Genomic DNA, 15,992 nt, shown 5'->3' with positions numbered 1-15,992 from the left:
GCGCTGAAAAGGCGGCGGTAAGCTAGTTAATAGGACAAGCCCATTATCCACTAAGCTAATTATACTCAAATTCGTAATGTTGGTAGTCCGCTGGTTTCGCGCCGCAATTCGGTTACCCTCGCTTCGCCGGGTGCTGTTAACGGCGCTTCGCAAGTCGTTCGCTATCGATAACACCATGCCTCAACCGGGTTGCTGAACAGTTACTCAAGACGATAAACCGTTATCTCATTCTGACTACTGACTACTGATTATTAGACCGCTTCCGCCCGCCCGCAGCATTTCTTATATTTCTTACCGCTGCCGCATGGACAGGGATCATTGCGCCCAATCTTATTTTCCCTGCGCACCGGCTGTTTCGGTCCTTCCTCAGCGTAGCGGTTTTCAACAACCTGCCGTTTTTGCCGCTGCTCCGGCTGGACCACATTCACCCGGAAAATGTAACGCACCACATCGTCCTGGATGGAGTCAATCATGTTTTGAAACATTTCATATCCTTCAAACTTATACTCCACCAGAGGGTCTTTCTGGCCGTATGCCCGCAGACCGATGCCCTCCCGGAGTTGATCCATGGCGTCCAGGTGATCCATCCATTTTTCATCAACAATGCGGAGCATAACCACCCGTTCGATCTCCCGCATCATTTCCTCGCCCAGCTCTTGTTCCCTGGCTTCGTACATTTCCTTTGACCGCTCAATCAGGAAGGACTGCAATTCATTGCGTCCCATTTCTGCCAGGTCTTCCGGCGCCAATCCGGAATTTGGCAGGAAGATTTGCTCGGCGTGCTCCAGCAACCCCTTTAAATCCCATTCTTCGGGGTAAACCCCTTCCGGGGCATAAGTGGTTACGGCCCGCTCAACCACGGCGCCAATCATTTCCATGATATTCTCTTTGAGATTGCCCCCGGTAAGCACCTGGCGGCGCTGCCTGTAGATCAATTCACGCTGCTGGTTCATTACATCATCGTATTGGAGCACGTGCTTGCGGATATCAAAGTTCCGGTTTTCCACCCTTTTTTGGGCAGTTTCAATCGACCTGGTGATCATCGCATGCTCGATCGGCATGTCTTCTTCAATTCCCAACCGGTCCATGATGCCTGAAATATTATCGGAGCCGAAAAGGCGCAACAAATCATCCTCCAGGGCGCTGTAAAATTGACTTGAGCCAGGGTCGCCCTGGCGGCCGCAACGGCCCCGGAGCTGGTTGTCAATGCGCCTGCTTTCATGCCGCTCCGTGCCCATTATATGTAGACCGCCCTGTTCGACCACCAGCCGCCTTTCTTCCTCTGACTGTTTACGGTATTTTTCCAGCAGCGCCCGGTAAACGGGGTCATCCGTCCCAGCCGGCACGGAGGCTATCTCCCCGGCGGCTTCAAACTCGTGGCCCTGCCTGCGCAATTCATACCGCGCCAGAAATTCCGGATTGCCCCCAAGCAGGATGTCGGTGCCGCGGCCGGCCATGTTGGTGGCGATAGTCACCGCTCCCAAACGTCCCGCCTGCGCCACGATCTCCGCTTCTTTGTCGTGGAATTTGGCGTTTAACACCTGATGGTTAATATTTCTCCGCCGGAGCATGCTGCTGAGGATCTCAGATTTTTCAATAGATATCGTGCCGACCAGTACCGGCTGCCCCCTGTCGTGCCTGGCCGCTATTTCTTCGACAACCGCGGCAAATTTAGCCTGCTCCGTTTTATAAATAACGTCCGGCAGGTCCTTGCGGATCATCGGTTTGTTGCTGGGTATCACTACCACATCCAAACCGTAAATCTTTTTGAATTCCTGTTCCTCGGTTGCCGCCGTGCCGGTCATACCGGCGAGCTTGTCATACATCCGGAAGTAGTTCTGAAAAGTGATGGTTGCGAGAGTTTGGGACTCCCGTTCGATCTTGACTCCCTCTTTGGCTTCGATAGCCTGGTGCAGACCGTCGCTGTAGCGCCTGCCGAACATCAACCGGCCGGTAAACTCATCAACAATGATCACCTGCCCGTCCTTCACCACATAGTCCCGGTCCCGTTTCATCAGCCCGTGGGCTTTTAAGGCCTGGTTCAGGTGGTGGGTAAGCTCAACGTTTTTATCGTCATACAGGTTCTCAACGCCAATCATTTTTTCCACCTTGGCCACTCCGGACTCGGTAATGGTCACAGTGTGCGCCTTTTCGTCGACATTGTAATCGGTTTCCCGCACCAGCCGGGGAACGACTTTGGCAAAAGTAAAGTACAAGTCGGTAGATTTCTCCGCTTGCCCGGAAATAATCAACGGGGTCCTGGCTTCGTCTATTAATATGCTGTCCACTTCATCCACGATGGCATAGTTTAGCTCACGCTGCACCAATTGGTCGGGATGCTGGGCCATATTGTCCCGCAGGTAGTCGAACCCAAACTCATTATTCGTGCCGTAAGCAATATCGGAGCGGTAAGCGCGCCTGCGGTCCTCCCATTCCAAGCCGTGCAGCACCAAGCCCACGCTTAAACCCAGGTAGCGGTAGATCTGGCCCATCCACTCGCTGTCACGGCGGGCCAGATAGTCATTCACTGTAATTACATGAACTCCTTTGCCGGTGAGAGCATTCAGATAAACCGGCAAAGTAGCCACCAGGGTTTTACCTTCACCTGTTTTCATCTCGGCTATACGGCCCTGATGCAGCACAATGCCGCCCAGCAGCTGCACGTCAAAGTGCCTCATCCCCAATACCCGCCGGGAGACCTCTCTTACCACGGCAAAAGCCTCCGGCAGAATATCATCCAAAGTTTGTCCTTGATCCAGGCGTTCGCGAAAAACCGCGGTCATGCCTTTTAATTCTTCTTCCGGCATTGCAGACATCTTTGGTTCCAGGCTATTGATCTTATTAACAACATGCTGCAGCTTTTTTACTTCACGGGCATTATCATCAAGCCAGTTTTTAATAAACCCGAGCACTTTATATCACCTCATTATTCAGCATTCAGTAGTCAGCATTCAGAATATATCGAGACAACAAACAAACCATTCTCTTATTCTGACTCCTGACTCCTGACTCCTGACTCCTGACCAGGTTGCACCTCATCATTTTATATCAAATAATTATACTTGATCATTATCAACACCGTCAATTATAGTATTTTATTCCAAATAATGAGCGCCCCTGGAGAGGCGCTCTGTTAAAACAACAATCAATTTTGATAAATTTAGAACTCCGGCTCGATAATTCCGAAATTCCCGTCCTTGCGCTTGTAAACTACATTGACTTGCTCGGTTTCAGCGTTGGAGAACACAAAAAAGTTATGCCCAAGCAAGTTCATCTGGAGAACAGCTTCTTCCACCGGCATCGGTTTGATCGCAAAACGTTTGGTCCTAACCAGCTTGGGCGCTTCCTCTTCGGTGTCGTCAGCGGCAGAAGGCTTCTGCGCACTCATTACCCGGATACCCCTTTTTTGCAGCTTTCCTTTGTATTTTTGAATTTGCTTCTCAAGTTTCTCCACCACCAGGTCGGTAGAAGTATACATGTCTCCGGTGCTTTCTTCACCTCTCAAGATCATCCCATTAACCGGTATGGTTACTTCAATGCGGTGGGAATCTTTCTCAACAGTCATTGTCACCTGAGCGTCACCGAGGTTGTCTATAAATCGATCCAGCTTGCCGACGCGTTTTGCGACATAATCTTTCAATGCGTCCGTCACTTCAATATTTCTGCCGCGTACTTGCACCTTCATAAAACAACCCCCTTTTGATATGTCCTAATACTATTATTCCCCAACTTGGCGAAAATTCCTGCTATAATTCAACTCGCCTACGGCGACCGCCGGGGAGTCTTGGGCAACTAATCACCGCTTACCACCCCTGTGAGCAATAAGCAAAAACCCCAGACTTGCTGGGGTAAACCGAAAGTTATCATAACTTTAGTATAATTTATATTTTAGTAAAATTTATATTTTTAAAACGTTGGCCGCCTGAGGACCCCGGGCGCCTTCGACAATATCGAATTCAACCTTTTGTCCTTCATTTAAAGTCTTAAAACCTTCTTCCTGAATCGCTGAAAAGTGAACGAACACATCCCCGCCGTCTTCTCTCTCAATAAACCCGTAACCCTTTTCTTGATTAAACCATTTAACCTTACCTAACACAAACATACCTCCTAGAAAACTTAATTCCGTGTGTCTTTAGCTCACGTAAAGTCATGTTAACATAGGGTTATGAGATTGTCAAGCCTTTCATAACATCCCACTACTATACATATATCTCATCTTTGTCGAAAAAAACCTTGCGGAAAGTTCTTTGTTTAGAAGTTTCTGTTGATAATGTGGATAAGTCTGTTAATAACTAATAAAATCAGCCCTTAAAGTGTGGGTAACTAATTCTCCCCAATAAAAAAATGTAAATCTATGTTATTTGTTGGCATGTTTTTTGTAGAATTTTAGGAATACCTACCGGTGGCAGCCGTGATAACGAACACCTGTCCCGCCCCCGCCTGTTTAACCGCTGCGGCGGCAGATGACATTGTACTGCCGGTAGTGAAAACATCATCAACAATTAGGATATTTTTACCTTGAAGATATCGCGCGTCTGTCACATGAAAGGCGTTTATTAAGTTAATTTCCCGCGCCGCCCTGGACAGCCCGGTCTGGGAAGGTGTATCCATAATTTTAGCCAGCGCGCGACCGTTCACCGGTATTTTCAATCTGACGCCGATTTCTTTTGCCAGCAAGGCAGCCTGGTTAAATCCCCTTTGACGCAGCTTGTTACCTGACAGAGGCACAGGCACCACCAGATCTATATCGGCATATAAGGCATCTGACAACAACAGCTCGGCCATCAGCGAGGCCAGCGGCGCGGCCAGCCTGCGGCTGCCGCCATATTTAAAACGGTGGATGGCCTTTTTCAAGACCCCCTCGTAAGGTCCCGGCGCCCGGGCCGCAACAAAAGGCCAGCCATGTCTTTGGCATTCACCGCACAGGTAAAAGCCACCCGAGGTAACCGGCACGGCTTTTTCCGGCAAGCGGCCGCATATGCGGCAATGAGCCTCCAGGCGATAACCGTCCACTACTGCATGGCAAGCGCGGCATACTTCCACCCCTGAACCGTGAGCACCGCAAAAAGGACATTCCGGCAGCGGGGGAAAAAGCAAATCAAGCAGACTATCCCATAACCCTGAAATCACCGGCACCCCCTTTATTTCCGGGGTAACCCAATAATCGAAACAGCTGCGGAAACAACCCGGTTCCCGCCATCCTTTTTAGCCTTATCCAAGGCGCGCTGCGCGGCCTTGAACAAGCCCGCCGCGTCGCCGGCGTCCTGTGGAAACTCCGCCGCTCCTATGCTGACGGTGATTCTCGCCTGCTTTCCGGCCTCTCGCAGAAAATAGTGCTCCTCGATTTCATCCCTTATACCGCCGGCAATGTCCATCAGGCGCCGGCCACTCGCGCCCGGCAGGATTACAGCAAACTCATCCCCGCCGTAACGCGCGGCAAGGTCATCTCCGCGCGTGGCGCCTTTAATGATCCCGGCCAGTTCGGCCAGCGTCCAGTCCCCCGCCGCCCGGCCATAGCGGTCGTTAAAAGCCTTAAACCGGTCCACGCCGATAATCATCAGTCCGGCCGCTACGCCGCTTCCGCCGGCTGTCCCGCATATCTCCGAGGCGGCATGGAAAAGAACTCCCGAATTTAACAGTCCTGTTAAAACATCCAGTGACGCGGCATGTTCCAAACGGCCGGCAAGCACTGATTTCCCCACGGTTAGGGCTGCTTGTCCGCCAAGCACGGCCATAATGTGCAGGTGTTTTTCGTCAAAAACCATGGGCCTGCGATCACCCAGGACAATAACTCCTAATTCTTCCTCACCGGATAATAACGGGATAATTAACAGCGAGCGCATTATCTGGCACAAACCGGCTTCATTCCTGGTACGTGAATCGGTTCTGCAATCGGATATGATTTCGGGCTTTCTATCCGCTATTGAGCAGCCGGCGATCCCTTCACCGCTGTATACCTTGGTTTGGCTAAGATGCTTGGAGTACGGCCCGGTTGCCGCAACCGGCGCAAAGGAATCTCTTTCACCGGAGCGTAGGTAAGCAACTCCTGAATGGTAAGGAAAAACCTTTCCCGCTCTTCTCAAGATAAATGCCAACAACTCGGCCGGTTCAGGATTCTTCTCTAAAATAGTGGCCACATCATAGAAAGCTTTCAGTTCCCGGTTGGCCACGTGAAGGTGAATATAATGACGCATGATTAACTGAAGCGCCAGCACGGAAGAGAACAGCAGCATGATCCCGGTTAAGCCCGTATATATGTATATCATGGCAATCAAAAGCCCCAGGGGAACAGTAAACAGATAGGTCAGACTATCCCACTTAACCGCGTCCAGCCAGGCCGGACCGGGATAATACCGACGCTTTGGCAAGAGGTAAAAGTAAATCAACAGGTGATTGATTCCCATGTAGCAGACAGTGAAAGCAGCTAAAGGTAAAATTTCCGCAAAACCTGACAAACCCAGCCGGCCGCCGCTAAACTGATAAATATGGCCGGCCGCGACAGCCGCCAATACATACTGCCCGGCATTGAAGACAGTAGTGCGAACCGGATTGCCCCGGTTGGCTATCCCTTGACCGAAAAGTGTTGACAGGCCGGAAACCCAGGCGGTTGCCGCCGGGCCAAAGATTAAATAAGCTGACAGGACCAGGGCGAAGCCGCCTGAAAGCTGCCCGTGGGGAAAAGATACAGCCAGCCACTCGGACAGCACGCCCAGGAGAACAATAGACAGCAATTCCCGCACCCGGTCCAGATCCAGGGCTGGGAAAAGGAGGTACAACTGCCAGGCCGCCAGGCCGACCACTAGCCATACATACAGGATATGCACAATACTTCTCGGTCGCAAGTTAATTCCACCTCAACGCTTATTTCGACAAAACGTTGAATTTACCTGCACTGTTAGGGGATAAATGGAAGAATAACGGCGCACGCAGCAGATCTTTACCTGCTAAACCTCTAACGTCAAATTGCCGCGTGTGCGAAAATCCGTTGGCATCCCCGTTTGATTCCATGTTTTTCGCGGCCTTCACGGACAACAATTCAAAAGGGTAATATCTTTGTAAACAGCTCAGTATTTCCAATGTTTTATCGCAAGAACCATCGTCCACCACCCGTACTTTTATCCACGGTGTATTTTTGATCAGGTAAAAAATTTTACGAATAAAACCCTCCACCCATGGCTCCTGATCCTTGACAATAATAACCACCGTTCTTGTGCTCTTGTGAACAGTTTGACAACTCCTGTTGAAAAAAATCCTGAAAAGAAAGACAAAGCCCGCCGCGGCCAGCATTGCCAATGATACCAAAAGCAAGTTCACATTTTTCACCCCCGGCCTTTACTGCACCATATGCAGGATATCCGCCAGGGGTGATTACTCAGAATTCAGAATTAAGAATAGATGTTTTATCGTACCGAAATATTCTGAATTCTATTTTAATCCATATAATAATAAGGCCAGGCTTCATGAAGGCCTGACTACTAAAAATAGACATCCATACCAATAACGTGTTTACAGCAGATGATAAAAAAAATTTTTCAGAGAGAGTAAAAGTCAGCAGTCAGAATATGAGAACCGTCTCTAAACATTCTTAATTCTGACTCCTGACTTCTGGCTCCTTAAGTATATGTTAACAACACTCTCAAGACTTACCGTGCCGAAACGGGCTCTTATTTTAAACCGGCGTCCCGCCTCAACGCTTCGGCCTTGTCGGTGCGTTCCCAGGGCAGATCGAGGTCATTTCTGCCGAAATGTCCGTAGGCGGCCAACTGCTTGTAAATCGGCCGGCGCAGGTCCAGATCTTTGATAATAGCTGCCGGACGCAGATCAAAGTGCTCGCCTACCAGCTTAACCAGGGTCTGCTCGTCTATCTTGCCTGTGCCGAAAGTATCAACCATTATTGAAACCGGACGGGCTACGCCAATAACATAGGCAATTTGCAGTTCACACTTATCCGCCAGCCCGGCGGCTACTATGTTTTTGGCGACATACCGGGCGGCATAGCTGGCTGAGCGGTCCACCTTGGTGGGATCTTTACCCGAGAAGGCTCCGCCTCCGTGACGGGCCATCCCGCCGTATGTGTCCACAATGATTTTTCTTCCGGTGAGGCCCGTGTCCCCCTGCGGCCCGCCGATAACAAAACGGCCCGTGGCATTTACCAGGTAACGGGTCGAATTGTCGAGCAATTCAGCCGGAATAATTGGTTTTATTACCTGTTCCAGCGTATCCTTGCGGATCTCCTCCAAGGTTGCTTTAGGATCGTGCTGGGTGCCGATCACAACGCTGTCCACCCTTACCGGACGGCCGCCTTCGTATTCTACTGTCACCTGGGATTTTCCGTCCGGCCGGAGGTAGGGAACCAACCCGCTCTTGCGGACTACCGACAGCCGCTTCGCCAGGCCGTGGGCCAGGGATATAGGCAGCGGCATCAATTCCGGCGTTTCATTCGTGGCATAACCGAACATCATCCCCTGGTCGCCGGCGCCGGTGGCATCCAATTTATCTCTACCTTCCGCGCTGTCGCGGGTTTCCAGGGCGTGGTCCACGCCCTGGGCGATATCACCGGACTGCTCGTCGATAGAGGTGATTATCGCGCAGGTATCACAGTCAAAGCCGTATTTCGCCCGGGTATAGCCGATCTCACGGACAGTTTCCCGGGCTACTTTGGGAATATCCACGTAACAGTGGGTCGTAATTTCACCGCTTACCAGTACCAGACCGGTAGTAACCAAGGTCTCGCAGGCTACCCGGGCCAGTGGGTCATTTTGGTAAATAGCGTCAAGAACCGCATCCGATATTTGGTCGGCTATCTTATCCGGGTGTCCTTCAGTGACTGATTCAGATGTAAATAACCGCTTGGCCATCATCATCACTCCTTATCTTAGTACAAGCCTCAAACATAAAATTAAACCTCCGGAGCAGAGGTTTGCGTCGGATGCCATGAGCATTTCCTCCGTCTTAACAACAAACCGGAAACTACAGTACATTTTAACAATACCGGGAGAGAAATGTCAACAAATACCGACCTTATAACAAACGTTGGAACCATATATCTTATTGAGGCTCTACCTCAACCAGCACAGTATGAACGCCAATTTTTTTTATTCTTTCCCACGGCACCTCCACATCCTTGCCGGCTGGAATAAGCCCGAAATATTTTCTGCCGCTTGAAAGCACTAATGAAAGCACTCTTCCGCTCTCCAAGTCGATATAAACGTCTTTCACCACCCCCATTTTCGCGCCGTCCACCATATTTACAGTGTCCCTAAGACCCAGTTCAGATATTTTAAACAGCATACCCGGCACCCCCTTACACCAGGGTATGCCCGCCGTTCTTTAAAGGTTCACAACTCTAACATGGATAAATTTGAATAATACTAATCTTTTTGTCTTCCGCCGGTAAAAACCGCCATAAGATAATTTCGCAGAATGTATAATTCCTCGATCTTGAGAATCAAAGCAGCGGCTATGAATACCGCCACACCCGCCGCAACCGAGCTCCCAACCTGAACAGCCAGGCCAAGCTTGCCATGCGGGCTAAATAAACCGGTTAAGACATCATTGAGGCCATAACTGGCTGCGGCCATCAACGCGGAAGCGGCCAAAACAGGCAGGGTAAATCTGATCAAACCGGTCCATCGCAGTGGTTTCACCTTTTTTTCAATAAAGAACATAAATAAAGCAGTACCGGTCAACGAGGCAAGCGAACTGGCCAAAGCCAGTCCGCCATGCTGCAGAAACCTGGTCAATAACAGACTCAAGCCGAGATTGACCAGTACGGTAGCCAGAGTAATTTTTACCGGTGTTTTGGTGTCCTGCAAGGAATAAAAAGCCTTGGTCAGAATAGCATTGGCAGCCTGCCCGGCCAGCCCGACGGAATAAAAAAGCAAGGCGGCGGCAGTCATTTCCGTTGCCCGCTGGTCAAAGGCCCCGCTCTTGTACAGCAAACTTACTATCGGATATCGCAATACGATCAAGCCGATGCTGGCGGGAACCATCCCCAGAATCAATATTCTGAGCAACCTGTTTAACGAAGCAGAAAACTCTTCGCGCTCCCCCGCCGTCACAAGTTTGGTGAGTGTTGGGAAAACCGCTGTGCCCAATGCCAGCACAAAAAGGCTGATCGGAACCTGAACCAGCTTATTGGCCAAACTGAGGGCCGTGATAGTCCCCTCGGGCATACCGGAGGCAATATTTTTCTCAATCAATATATAGGCCTGGTTGACCGTGAGTCCTGCCGCAGCCGGCAAGATCAGGCTAAAAACCTGTTTCACGCCGGGGTGACTGAGATCCAGCGCCGGCTTATACCGGTATCCGGCGCGGAGCAGGGCCGGCACCTGCATTAAAGCCATCGCCGCCATGGCTATCACCGTACCTACGGCCAAGCCGTGTACTCCGTAAAAACTGCCCAGGGTGACGGCGCCCAGGATGATTACCACGTTATTTACCGCATTCGAAGAAGCCGGTATCCCAAATATGTTATTTGCGTTTAATAAGCCGGCAAAGAGTGAAGCCCACCCCGCAAAAAGCAGCAAGGGAAACATAATCCGGGCAAGACTGGCGGCGAGGTTTGCCGTCTGTCCCGGTAAATTCCAGGCGATCAGCTTGACAATGCACGGGGAAAAAACCATGCCTGCCGCTGCGATTAAAATGAACACCACGGTTACAGCGTTAAAAACAGTATTAAAAACCTTCCAGGCTTCCTGTTTTTTTCCTTTTGTCGAATATTCAATAAATACGGGCACCGTTACCGCCGCCAGCGCCCCGCTGATAATATAGAAAAGCAGATTTGGCGCCGTGAGAGCCACCAGGTAGGCGTCGGAGGCACCAGTGGCGCCAAACTTATGGGCAATTACACTATCACGCAGCACCCCCAGCAATTTTGACAAAGCACTAAAAAAAGCGATTAATACGGTAATATTGAAAATCATCTTGCCGGTCGTTGTTTTTTCCACATTCTCACCCTTCGTTGAGGGGAACGTTTGTGCCTTTACAGCGCCGGATGATTCTTTCTGCTCCCCGCCGGCCATCAACCTTCCAGTGTTCATAATTTGTATTATAACAGATTCGCCGTATAAAGACATAAATATAAGCCTGTAGCCGCGCAAAGTTTAAATTCTGGTTGAATGAAGGTATTATGTTGATAATGTCGAATTTTTGATTATGGATAAACATTTTATATTGGGGGATGCGTGTATGCCTAGCAATAACAAACCAATCAAGGTGGCAATTTTAGGAGGCCCCGGAACGGGTAAAACGACCCTCTGCAAGCAACTGGACGTAGATTACAGTCTCGCAGGCTACATATCATCCATCTGTGAGGAATTCACCCGCGAGTACATTGTCAATTACGGGGTGCCCACGAATATTTTCGAGCAATTCTTGCTTTATGAAGGACAAAAGAAAAGGGAGGAGCATTTGAAGCATAGCGATATTATTTTTTGCGACAATGCCACAATATTGTGTTACGTTTATGGAATTCTTACCTGCAATTTCAATAACAGAAAGGAAAAATATGCCTTACTGAAACTATATGAGTGGGCCATGCGGGATTTGAACGAATATGAAATATTTTACATACCCAGGGAAATTAGGCTGGTCGATGATGGCGTGAGATATCAAAATTTAGAATTTGCTTTGGAGGTAGACAAGAAAATCATAGATTTCTTGAGCATAATGAATATTAACTATGTTGAGGTAAAAGGCAATATGACTGAGAGAGTCAGCATTGTTAAAAACAGTCTTAACCTGCCGCCCAAAAATGCGGCAGAGAACTCAGGTCCGGATGCTGCCCGGGGAAGTACCTGTTAATAAGGAAAGCCCGGCTCAGCCGGGTTCAGTATATCTAAGACAATGATCACACATGCCCGTCAATCTCTTTGCCCAGATGCGCATTACCTGGATCACCCGGCAGCTCTTGACTGGGTGATGCTCCGTTATCTCTGGATTTGCGTAGAACATTTATTTTCTCTTCCTTTTTCAATCTGATTTGCTGCATTACACGGTATGTTTCCGCGACATCCATAGGATTAGGGCTCATTCCAACACCCTCCCATCTTTCAGGCGAAAATAAAAAATACCCTCCAGAATAGCCGGGGTACTGTCACAGGAACTAAATTGTTCTTCCTGGCAACCCGGCTGTCGTAGCGCTGAGGCGCTTTAGACCCGTAGTTTTGCGTCCATAGTTTTCACTATGTTTGCCCTTTTCAGACAACTTATTTATACTAGACTTTGGACCTATTGTAAATAGGACTTTTGTCCCGCATTATGCTTTTAATAAGATATTCTTATATTTGAGTCATAATTTAAAACCAGCACTTCTTCGACGCTCCCCCGCTTGGCTGCCGCTGAATTTATCGGCCGCTTCGCCACAACCGGCATAATCTTATAGTCAGCGTAAAGTTCTTTAATAAAACTAGTCGCGGAATTGCTCAATAAGACCTTGCATCCTTTCTGCGTCAATTTGTCAACAGTCGCTTTGAGTCTTATTTGTTTGTTTTTATCAAACCCGCCTAAATAATACCCGGTAAAAGAGGCTGTGTCCGACACCGGATCGTAAGGCGGGTCAAAATATACAAAATCTCCCCGGCCGGCTGTTTCCACCGCCTCCTCGAAATCGGTGTTATATATGGAAATATCCGCGCTGTTCAAATACTCGCTGATAGCCTGCAAAGCCATCCTGTTAAATAAATTCGGATTTTTATAATTGCCGAAAGGGACATTGAAACAGCCCTGGCTATTTACTCTGAATAAACCATTATAGCAGGTTTTATTAAGATAAATTATTCTTGAAGCTTTTTTAACTGAAGATAGGTTGTTAAAGCGCTCCTTTTTTTTATCCAAATCTCTTATTTGGTAGTAATATTCCTTAGAATTAGCGTGTTTTGAGAGATCTTCAATCAACTCAGCCAGGTTGTCCCTGACAACTTTATAAACATTGATCAATTCATCGTTAATATCGTTTATTACAGCCTTATCAGGCTGAATATCAAAAAGAACGGCCCCCGCTCCGACAAAAGGCTCAAAGTATGTTTTGTAACTTAGGGGAATTAATCTTCTTATTTCCGGCAACAGCTGCCGTTTGCCGCCCGCCCATTTTAAGAACGGTCCAAGCAGCTTATTTTCAGTCATTAGTTTTTTCACCGTCATACAAAGTATTTAAAACATACTTATTTTACTATTTTTCCACGTTTGCAAGCAATGTAAAGCCTGCAAATATCCCCGGATTGTTCTTACATAATGGGATTTAAGCAATCTTTCTTCATGTTAAACTAATGATATAATATAATCATTCAAAGGAAACGCTTTAGCCGGTAGTTTCAAGATCCATACTATACTTACTTCGGAGAGTGGTCTATTGCAGACGATTATGGTGGTTGAAGACGAATATTCAATTGCTCTTTTGCTCAAGGCTTATCTGGAGCACGCGGGCTTTAAGGTGCATGTCGCCGCAGACGGGGAAGAAGCGCTGTCCATATTTTCCGCAGTAAATCCCGCGCTGATTCTGCTGGATTTGATGCTGCCCGGAAAAGACGGATGGACGGTGCTGGATGAAATTCGCCAGCAAAGCAGCTGCCCCGTAATCATGGTGACAGCGCGCGGCGCCGTAGAAGACCGTCTGCATGGGTTTAAGCAGGGCGCCGATGATTACATCCCGAAACCTTTCGATCCGGATGAAGTTGTAGCGCGAGTCAAAGCTGTGCTGCGGCGGCCGGCCCGCCTGATTGAACCTGAACTTGTCCAATTCGGGAGCTTGATTGTGAGTTTTACCTCCCGCACTGTTTCGCTTAGAGGTACAACGATTTATTTTGCGCCGCGCGATTGGGAACTGCTGGCTTTTCTGGTTCGCCACCCAAACCAGGTATTTACCCGGGATAAGCTGCTGGATCATGTCTGGGGAGTGGATTACGAAGGGGGAGACCGCGCGGTGGATGTTTCGGTCAAACGCATACGGCATTTATTGCACGAGTGGCCGGCCAATGAGGGGGAAATTGTTACAGTACGGGGAACGGGCTATTTATTGCGCATATAGTTTTCAAAAAAAGTTAGCCATTTGTTCAAAATTTAGTCACAATAATCAGTTAGACTGTTACTAGGTGGCTTTACAGGAACGATTTTCATATTAAGTTCAATTGAGCAAATTCTGCGCATTCAGTGTCCGTATTCGGCAGGGACACCGGAAGCTATGTTAAATGTTTCCTTAATTTATTACCCAAGGGGGAAAGTATCTTGGCAGACACTCTTAGACCTGACATAAGCAAGCTCAATTTTCTTGTCCAGTTTATAAAAAGAAAAAAGCTGCTGCTTGGGATAATAATAATTACGGCAACTACGCTGGCAGGATTCTACATAATGACAACCCGCAAAAGCACACCGGGAAATTACCTTACCGACACCGTTAAAAAAAGCACTGTCACCAGCTCTATTTCAGCCAGCGGGACAATCGAACCGGTAAGCACGGTTTCCCTAAGTTTTAAGAACTCCGAAATCATTAAAGACATCTATGTCAAAGTAGGCGACCACGTGACCACCGGTCAGATTTTAGCCGAACAGTATACCGACAACCTGGAGGCATCGGTAATCCAGGCTACAGCCAGCTTGAAAGGAAACACCGCCAAGCTGGAACTGTTGCAGAACGGTTCCACCCAGGAAGATTTGGATAAAGCCGCAGCAGAAGTCCAAATGGCCCGGGGGAACTACGACCTGGCGAAGTCCACTTTGGAGCGCTACCAGCAGTTATATCAGGAGGGGGCGATTGCCAAAGCCGATCTCGACAAGTACAACTCGGAATTTATTAATGCCGAAGGTAATTTGAGAAAGGCCGAGAACTCCCTAAGGTCACTGCAAGCCGGCAATCGCGCGGAGGATATTGAAGCGGCGGTCGCCCAGGTAGACAGCAGTGAGGCGCAGTTAAAACTGGCTCAAAACGACCTTTCGGGAGCCAAGATGTTCAGTCCCATCGAAGGCACTGTCAGCGCGGTTAACGGCGCCGTCGGCCAGCGGGCGACGGCCAATAACAATAACACCAGCGGCGGCGGGTTTATCGATGTAATTTCAGAAGCGCTGCAGTTAAAGGCTCAGGTTAACGAAGCAGATATTGGTAAAGCCATAGTCGGCCAGAAAGTTGAATTCACAGTGAACTCCTTTCCGGACAGAACTTTCAGCGGCAAGCTAAGCAGCATTTCTCCACAGGCATATACCCTATCAAACGTGCAGATTTATGATGTCATCATTCAGCCGGACCAAAACTACCAAGAACTGAAGGCAGGTATGCCCGCCAATGTTCAAATCATTATTGACCGGCATGAGAATGTTCTCACCGTCCCCAAAGGAGCCGTTACTTATGCAGTCACTTATTTAAGTAAAATGAGACAAGCAGGTTCCCCGGTGCCGGAAGAAACCGGCGGCACCAGCGGCAGCCAGCGGCAAAACCGCCAGAGAACCGGCGGGGGCAGCAGCGCCGGGGCCGGGAACGATGGAGGCAGCAATGCTGATGCTTCAAGCGTACCGGCAAGCTACCAGGAACAGCAAACCACGGTTCTTGTTATGAACAACTCCGGCATTCCCTCTCCGCAACGCGTGGTTTTAGGACTGTCGGATCTGAGCAATTATGAAATAATTAATGGTTTAAGCGAAGGCGACAAAGTGGTGATTGGCGCTTTAAATCAGACAACTACCACTACACAGGGCAGCCAGGGCGGCAACCCGATGATGATGGGCGCGCCGCGGGTGACAACCGGAGGCGGAGCCAGGCGCTGATTATAAGCCGGCGAAATAAATCTGGGTGGTGGCATATTTGCCGGAAAATAAAGTGATCGAATTAAAAACTATCAAAAAAGTATATACCATGGGGGCATCGCAGGTTAACGCTTTAAGAGGCATCGACCTGACCGTCACCCAGGGAGAAATGGTGGCGATTATGGGCTCCTCCGGCTCCGGCAAAAGCACCTTGCTGAATATTATCGGCTGTCTGGACAAACCAACCGAAGGCGCCTACT

General features: G+C 48.9%; 15 protein-coding genes and 1 riboswitch. Of the genes, 4 read left to right on the top strand and 11 right to left on the bottom strand.

Annotation, left to right across the window (positions count from 1 at the left end; all coding sequences use genetic code 11):
- Window positions 1–251: 251 nt before the first annotated feature.
- The 9 genes from secA to murJ form a co-directional block, all read right to left on the bottom strand.
- Window positions 252–2,912, bottom strand: coding sequence for a preprotein translocase subunit SecA (gene secA / locus L9W92_RS14745; RefSeq protein ID WP_240084508.1), 2,661 nt, complete (start codon window positions 2,910–2,912; stop codon window positions 252–254).
- A 248-nt stretch (window positions 2,913–3,160) separates the two neighbouring features.
- Window positions 3,161–3,685: a ribosome hibernation-promoting factor, HPF/YfiA family gene (gene hpf, locus L9W92_RS14740; protein ID WP_240084507.1), complete on the bottom strand. Its 525-nt coding sequence runs from the start codon at window positions 3,683–3,685 to the stop codon at window positions 3,161–3,163.
- A gap of 213 nt (window positions 3,686–3,898) precedes the next feature.
- Window positions 3,899–4,096: a cold-shock protein gene (locus L9W92_RS14735; RefSeq protein ID WP_446676308.1), complete on the bottom strand. Its 198-nt coding sequence runs from the start codon at window positions 4,094–4,096 to the stop codon at window positions 3,899–3,901.
- Window positions 4,097–4,386: 290 nt separating this feature from the next.
- Complete coding sequence (locus tag L9W92_RS14730; RefSeq protein ID WP_240084505.1) at window positions 4,387–5,130, bottom strand: ComF family protein; 744 nt, start codon at window positions 5,128–5,130, stop codon at window positions 4,387–4,389.
- Window positions 5,131–5,141: 11 nt separating this feature from the next.
- Entirely contained in the window at window positions 5,142–6,842 is a 1,701-nt protein-coding gene (locus tag L9W92_RS14725; protein ID WP_240084504.1) for a sensor domain-containing diguanylate cyclase, read from the bottom strand.
- Window positions 6,843–6,861: 19 nt separating this feature from the next.
- A complete protein-coding gene (locus L9W92_RS14720) occupies window positions 6,862–7,314 on the bottom strand; it encodes a glycosyltransferase family 2 protein (protein WP_240084503.1) in 453 nt (150 codons plus the stop codon).
- 350 nt (window positions 7,315–7,664) lie between these two features.
- On the bottom strand, window positions 7,665–8,858 hold the full coding sequence (metK, locus tag L9W92_RS14715) for a methionine adenosyltransferase (RefSeq protein WP_240084502.1): 1,194 nt from the start codon (window positions 8,856–8,858) through the stop codon (window positions 7,665–7,667).
- A gap of 190 nt (window positions 8,859–9,048) precedes the next feature.
- Window positions 9,049–9,291, bottom strand: a complete 243-nt coding sequence (locus tag L9W92_RS14710; RefSeq protein ID WP_240084501.1) for a YlmC/YmxH family sporulation protein — start codon at window positions 9,289–9,291, stop codon at window positions 9,049–9,051.
- Between the two features lie 80 nt (window positions 9,292–9,371).
- Complete coding sequence (gene murJ, locus L9W92_RS14705; protein WP_240084500.1) at window positions 9,372–11,042, bottom strand: murein biosynthesis integral membrane protein MurJ; 1,671 nt, start codon at window positions 11,040–11,042, stop codon at window positions 9,372–9,374.
- 148 nt (window positions 11,043–11,190) lie between these two features.
- On the opposite strand from murJ, the gene L9W92_RS14700 reads away from it, so the two are divergent.
- On the top strand, window positions 11,191–11,805 hold the full coding sequence (locus L9W92_RS14700; RefSeq protein WP_240084499.1) for an ATP/GTP-binding protein: 615 nt from the start codon (window positions 11,191–11,193) through the stop codon (window positions 11,803–11,805).
- A gap of 46 nt (window positions 11,806–11,851) precedes the next feature.
- On the opposite strand, the gene L9W92_RS14695 is transcribed toward L9W92_RS14700, so the two are convergent.
- Together L9W92_RS14695 and L9W92_RS14690 are read right to left on the bottom strand one after the other, a co-directional pair.
- On the bottom strand, window positions 11,852–12,034 hold the full coding sequence (locus L9W92_RS14695; RefSeq protein WP_240084498.1) for a hypothetical protein: 183 nt from the start codon (window positions 12,032–12,034) through the stop codon (window positions 11,852–11,854).
- Window positions 12,035–12,119: 85 nt separating this feature from the next.
- Window positions 12,120–12,206, bottom strand: a riboswitch (cyclic di-GMP riboswitch).
- Window positions 12,207–12,267: 61 nt separating this feature from the next.
- Window positions 12,268–13,125 carry a DNA adenine methylase gene (locus tag L9W92_RS14690; RefSeq protein ID WP_240084497.1) on the bottom strand — a complete coding sequence of 286 codons (858 nt, stop codon included), beginning with the start codon at window positions 13,123–13,125 and terminating at the stop codon, window positions 12,268–12,270.
- Window positions 13,126–13,351: 226 nt separating this feature from the next.
- Here L9W92_RS14690 and L9W92_RS14685 point away from each other — a divergent pair, with 226 nt between their 5' ends.
- From L9W92_RS14685 to L9W92_RS14675, 3 genes are all read left to right on the top strand, one after another.
- The gene (locus tag L9W92_RS14685) at window positions 13,352–14,026 is read left to right on the top strand and encodes a response regulator transcription factor (RefSeq protein WP_240084496.1); all 675 of its coding nucleotides are present in this window, start codon (window positions 13,352–13,354) and stop codon (window positions 14,024–14,026) included.
- A gap of 197 nt (window positions 14,027–14,223) precedes the next feature.
- Complete coding sequence (locus L9W92_RS14680) at window positions 14,224–15,753, top strand: HlyD family secretion protein (protein WP_240084495.1); 1,530 nt, start codon at window positions 14,224–14,226, stop codon at window positions 15,751–15,753.
- 88 nt (window positions 15,754–15,841) lie between these two features.
- Window positions 15,842–15,992, top strand: a 151-nt coding sequence (locus L9W92_RS14675; RefSeq protein WP_240084523.1) for an ATP-binding cassette domain-containing protein, incomplete at its 3' end; no start/stop codon positions are given.

It is taken from the genome of Pelotomaculum terephthalicicum JT (assembly GCF_022410535.1).
Taxonomy (GTDB): domain Bacteria; phylum Bacillota; class Desulfotomaculia; order Desulfotomaculales; family Pelotomaculaceae; genus Pelotomaculum_D; species Pelotomaculum_D terephthalicicum.
The sequence above is the reverse complement of the archived record's forward strand: the minus strand, read 5'-3'. Positions and strand labels throughout refer to the sequence as shown.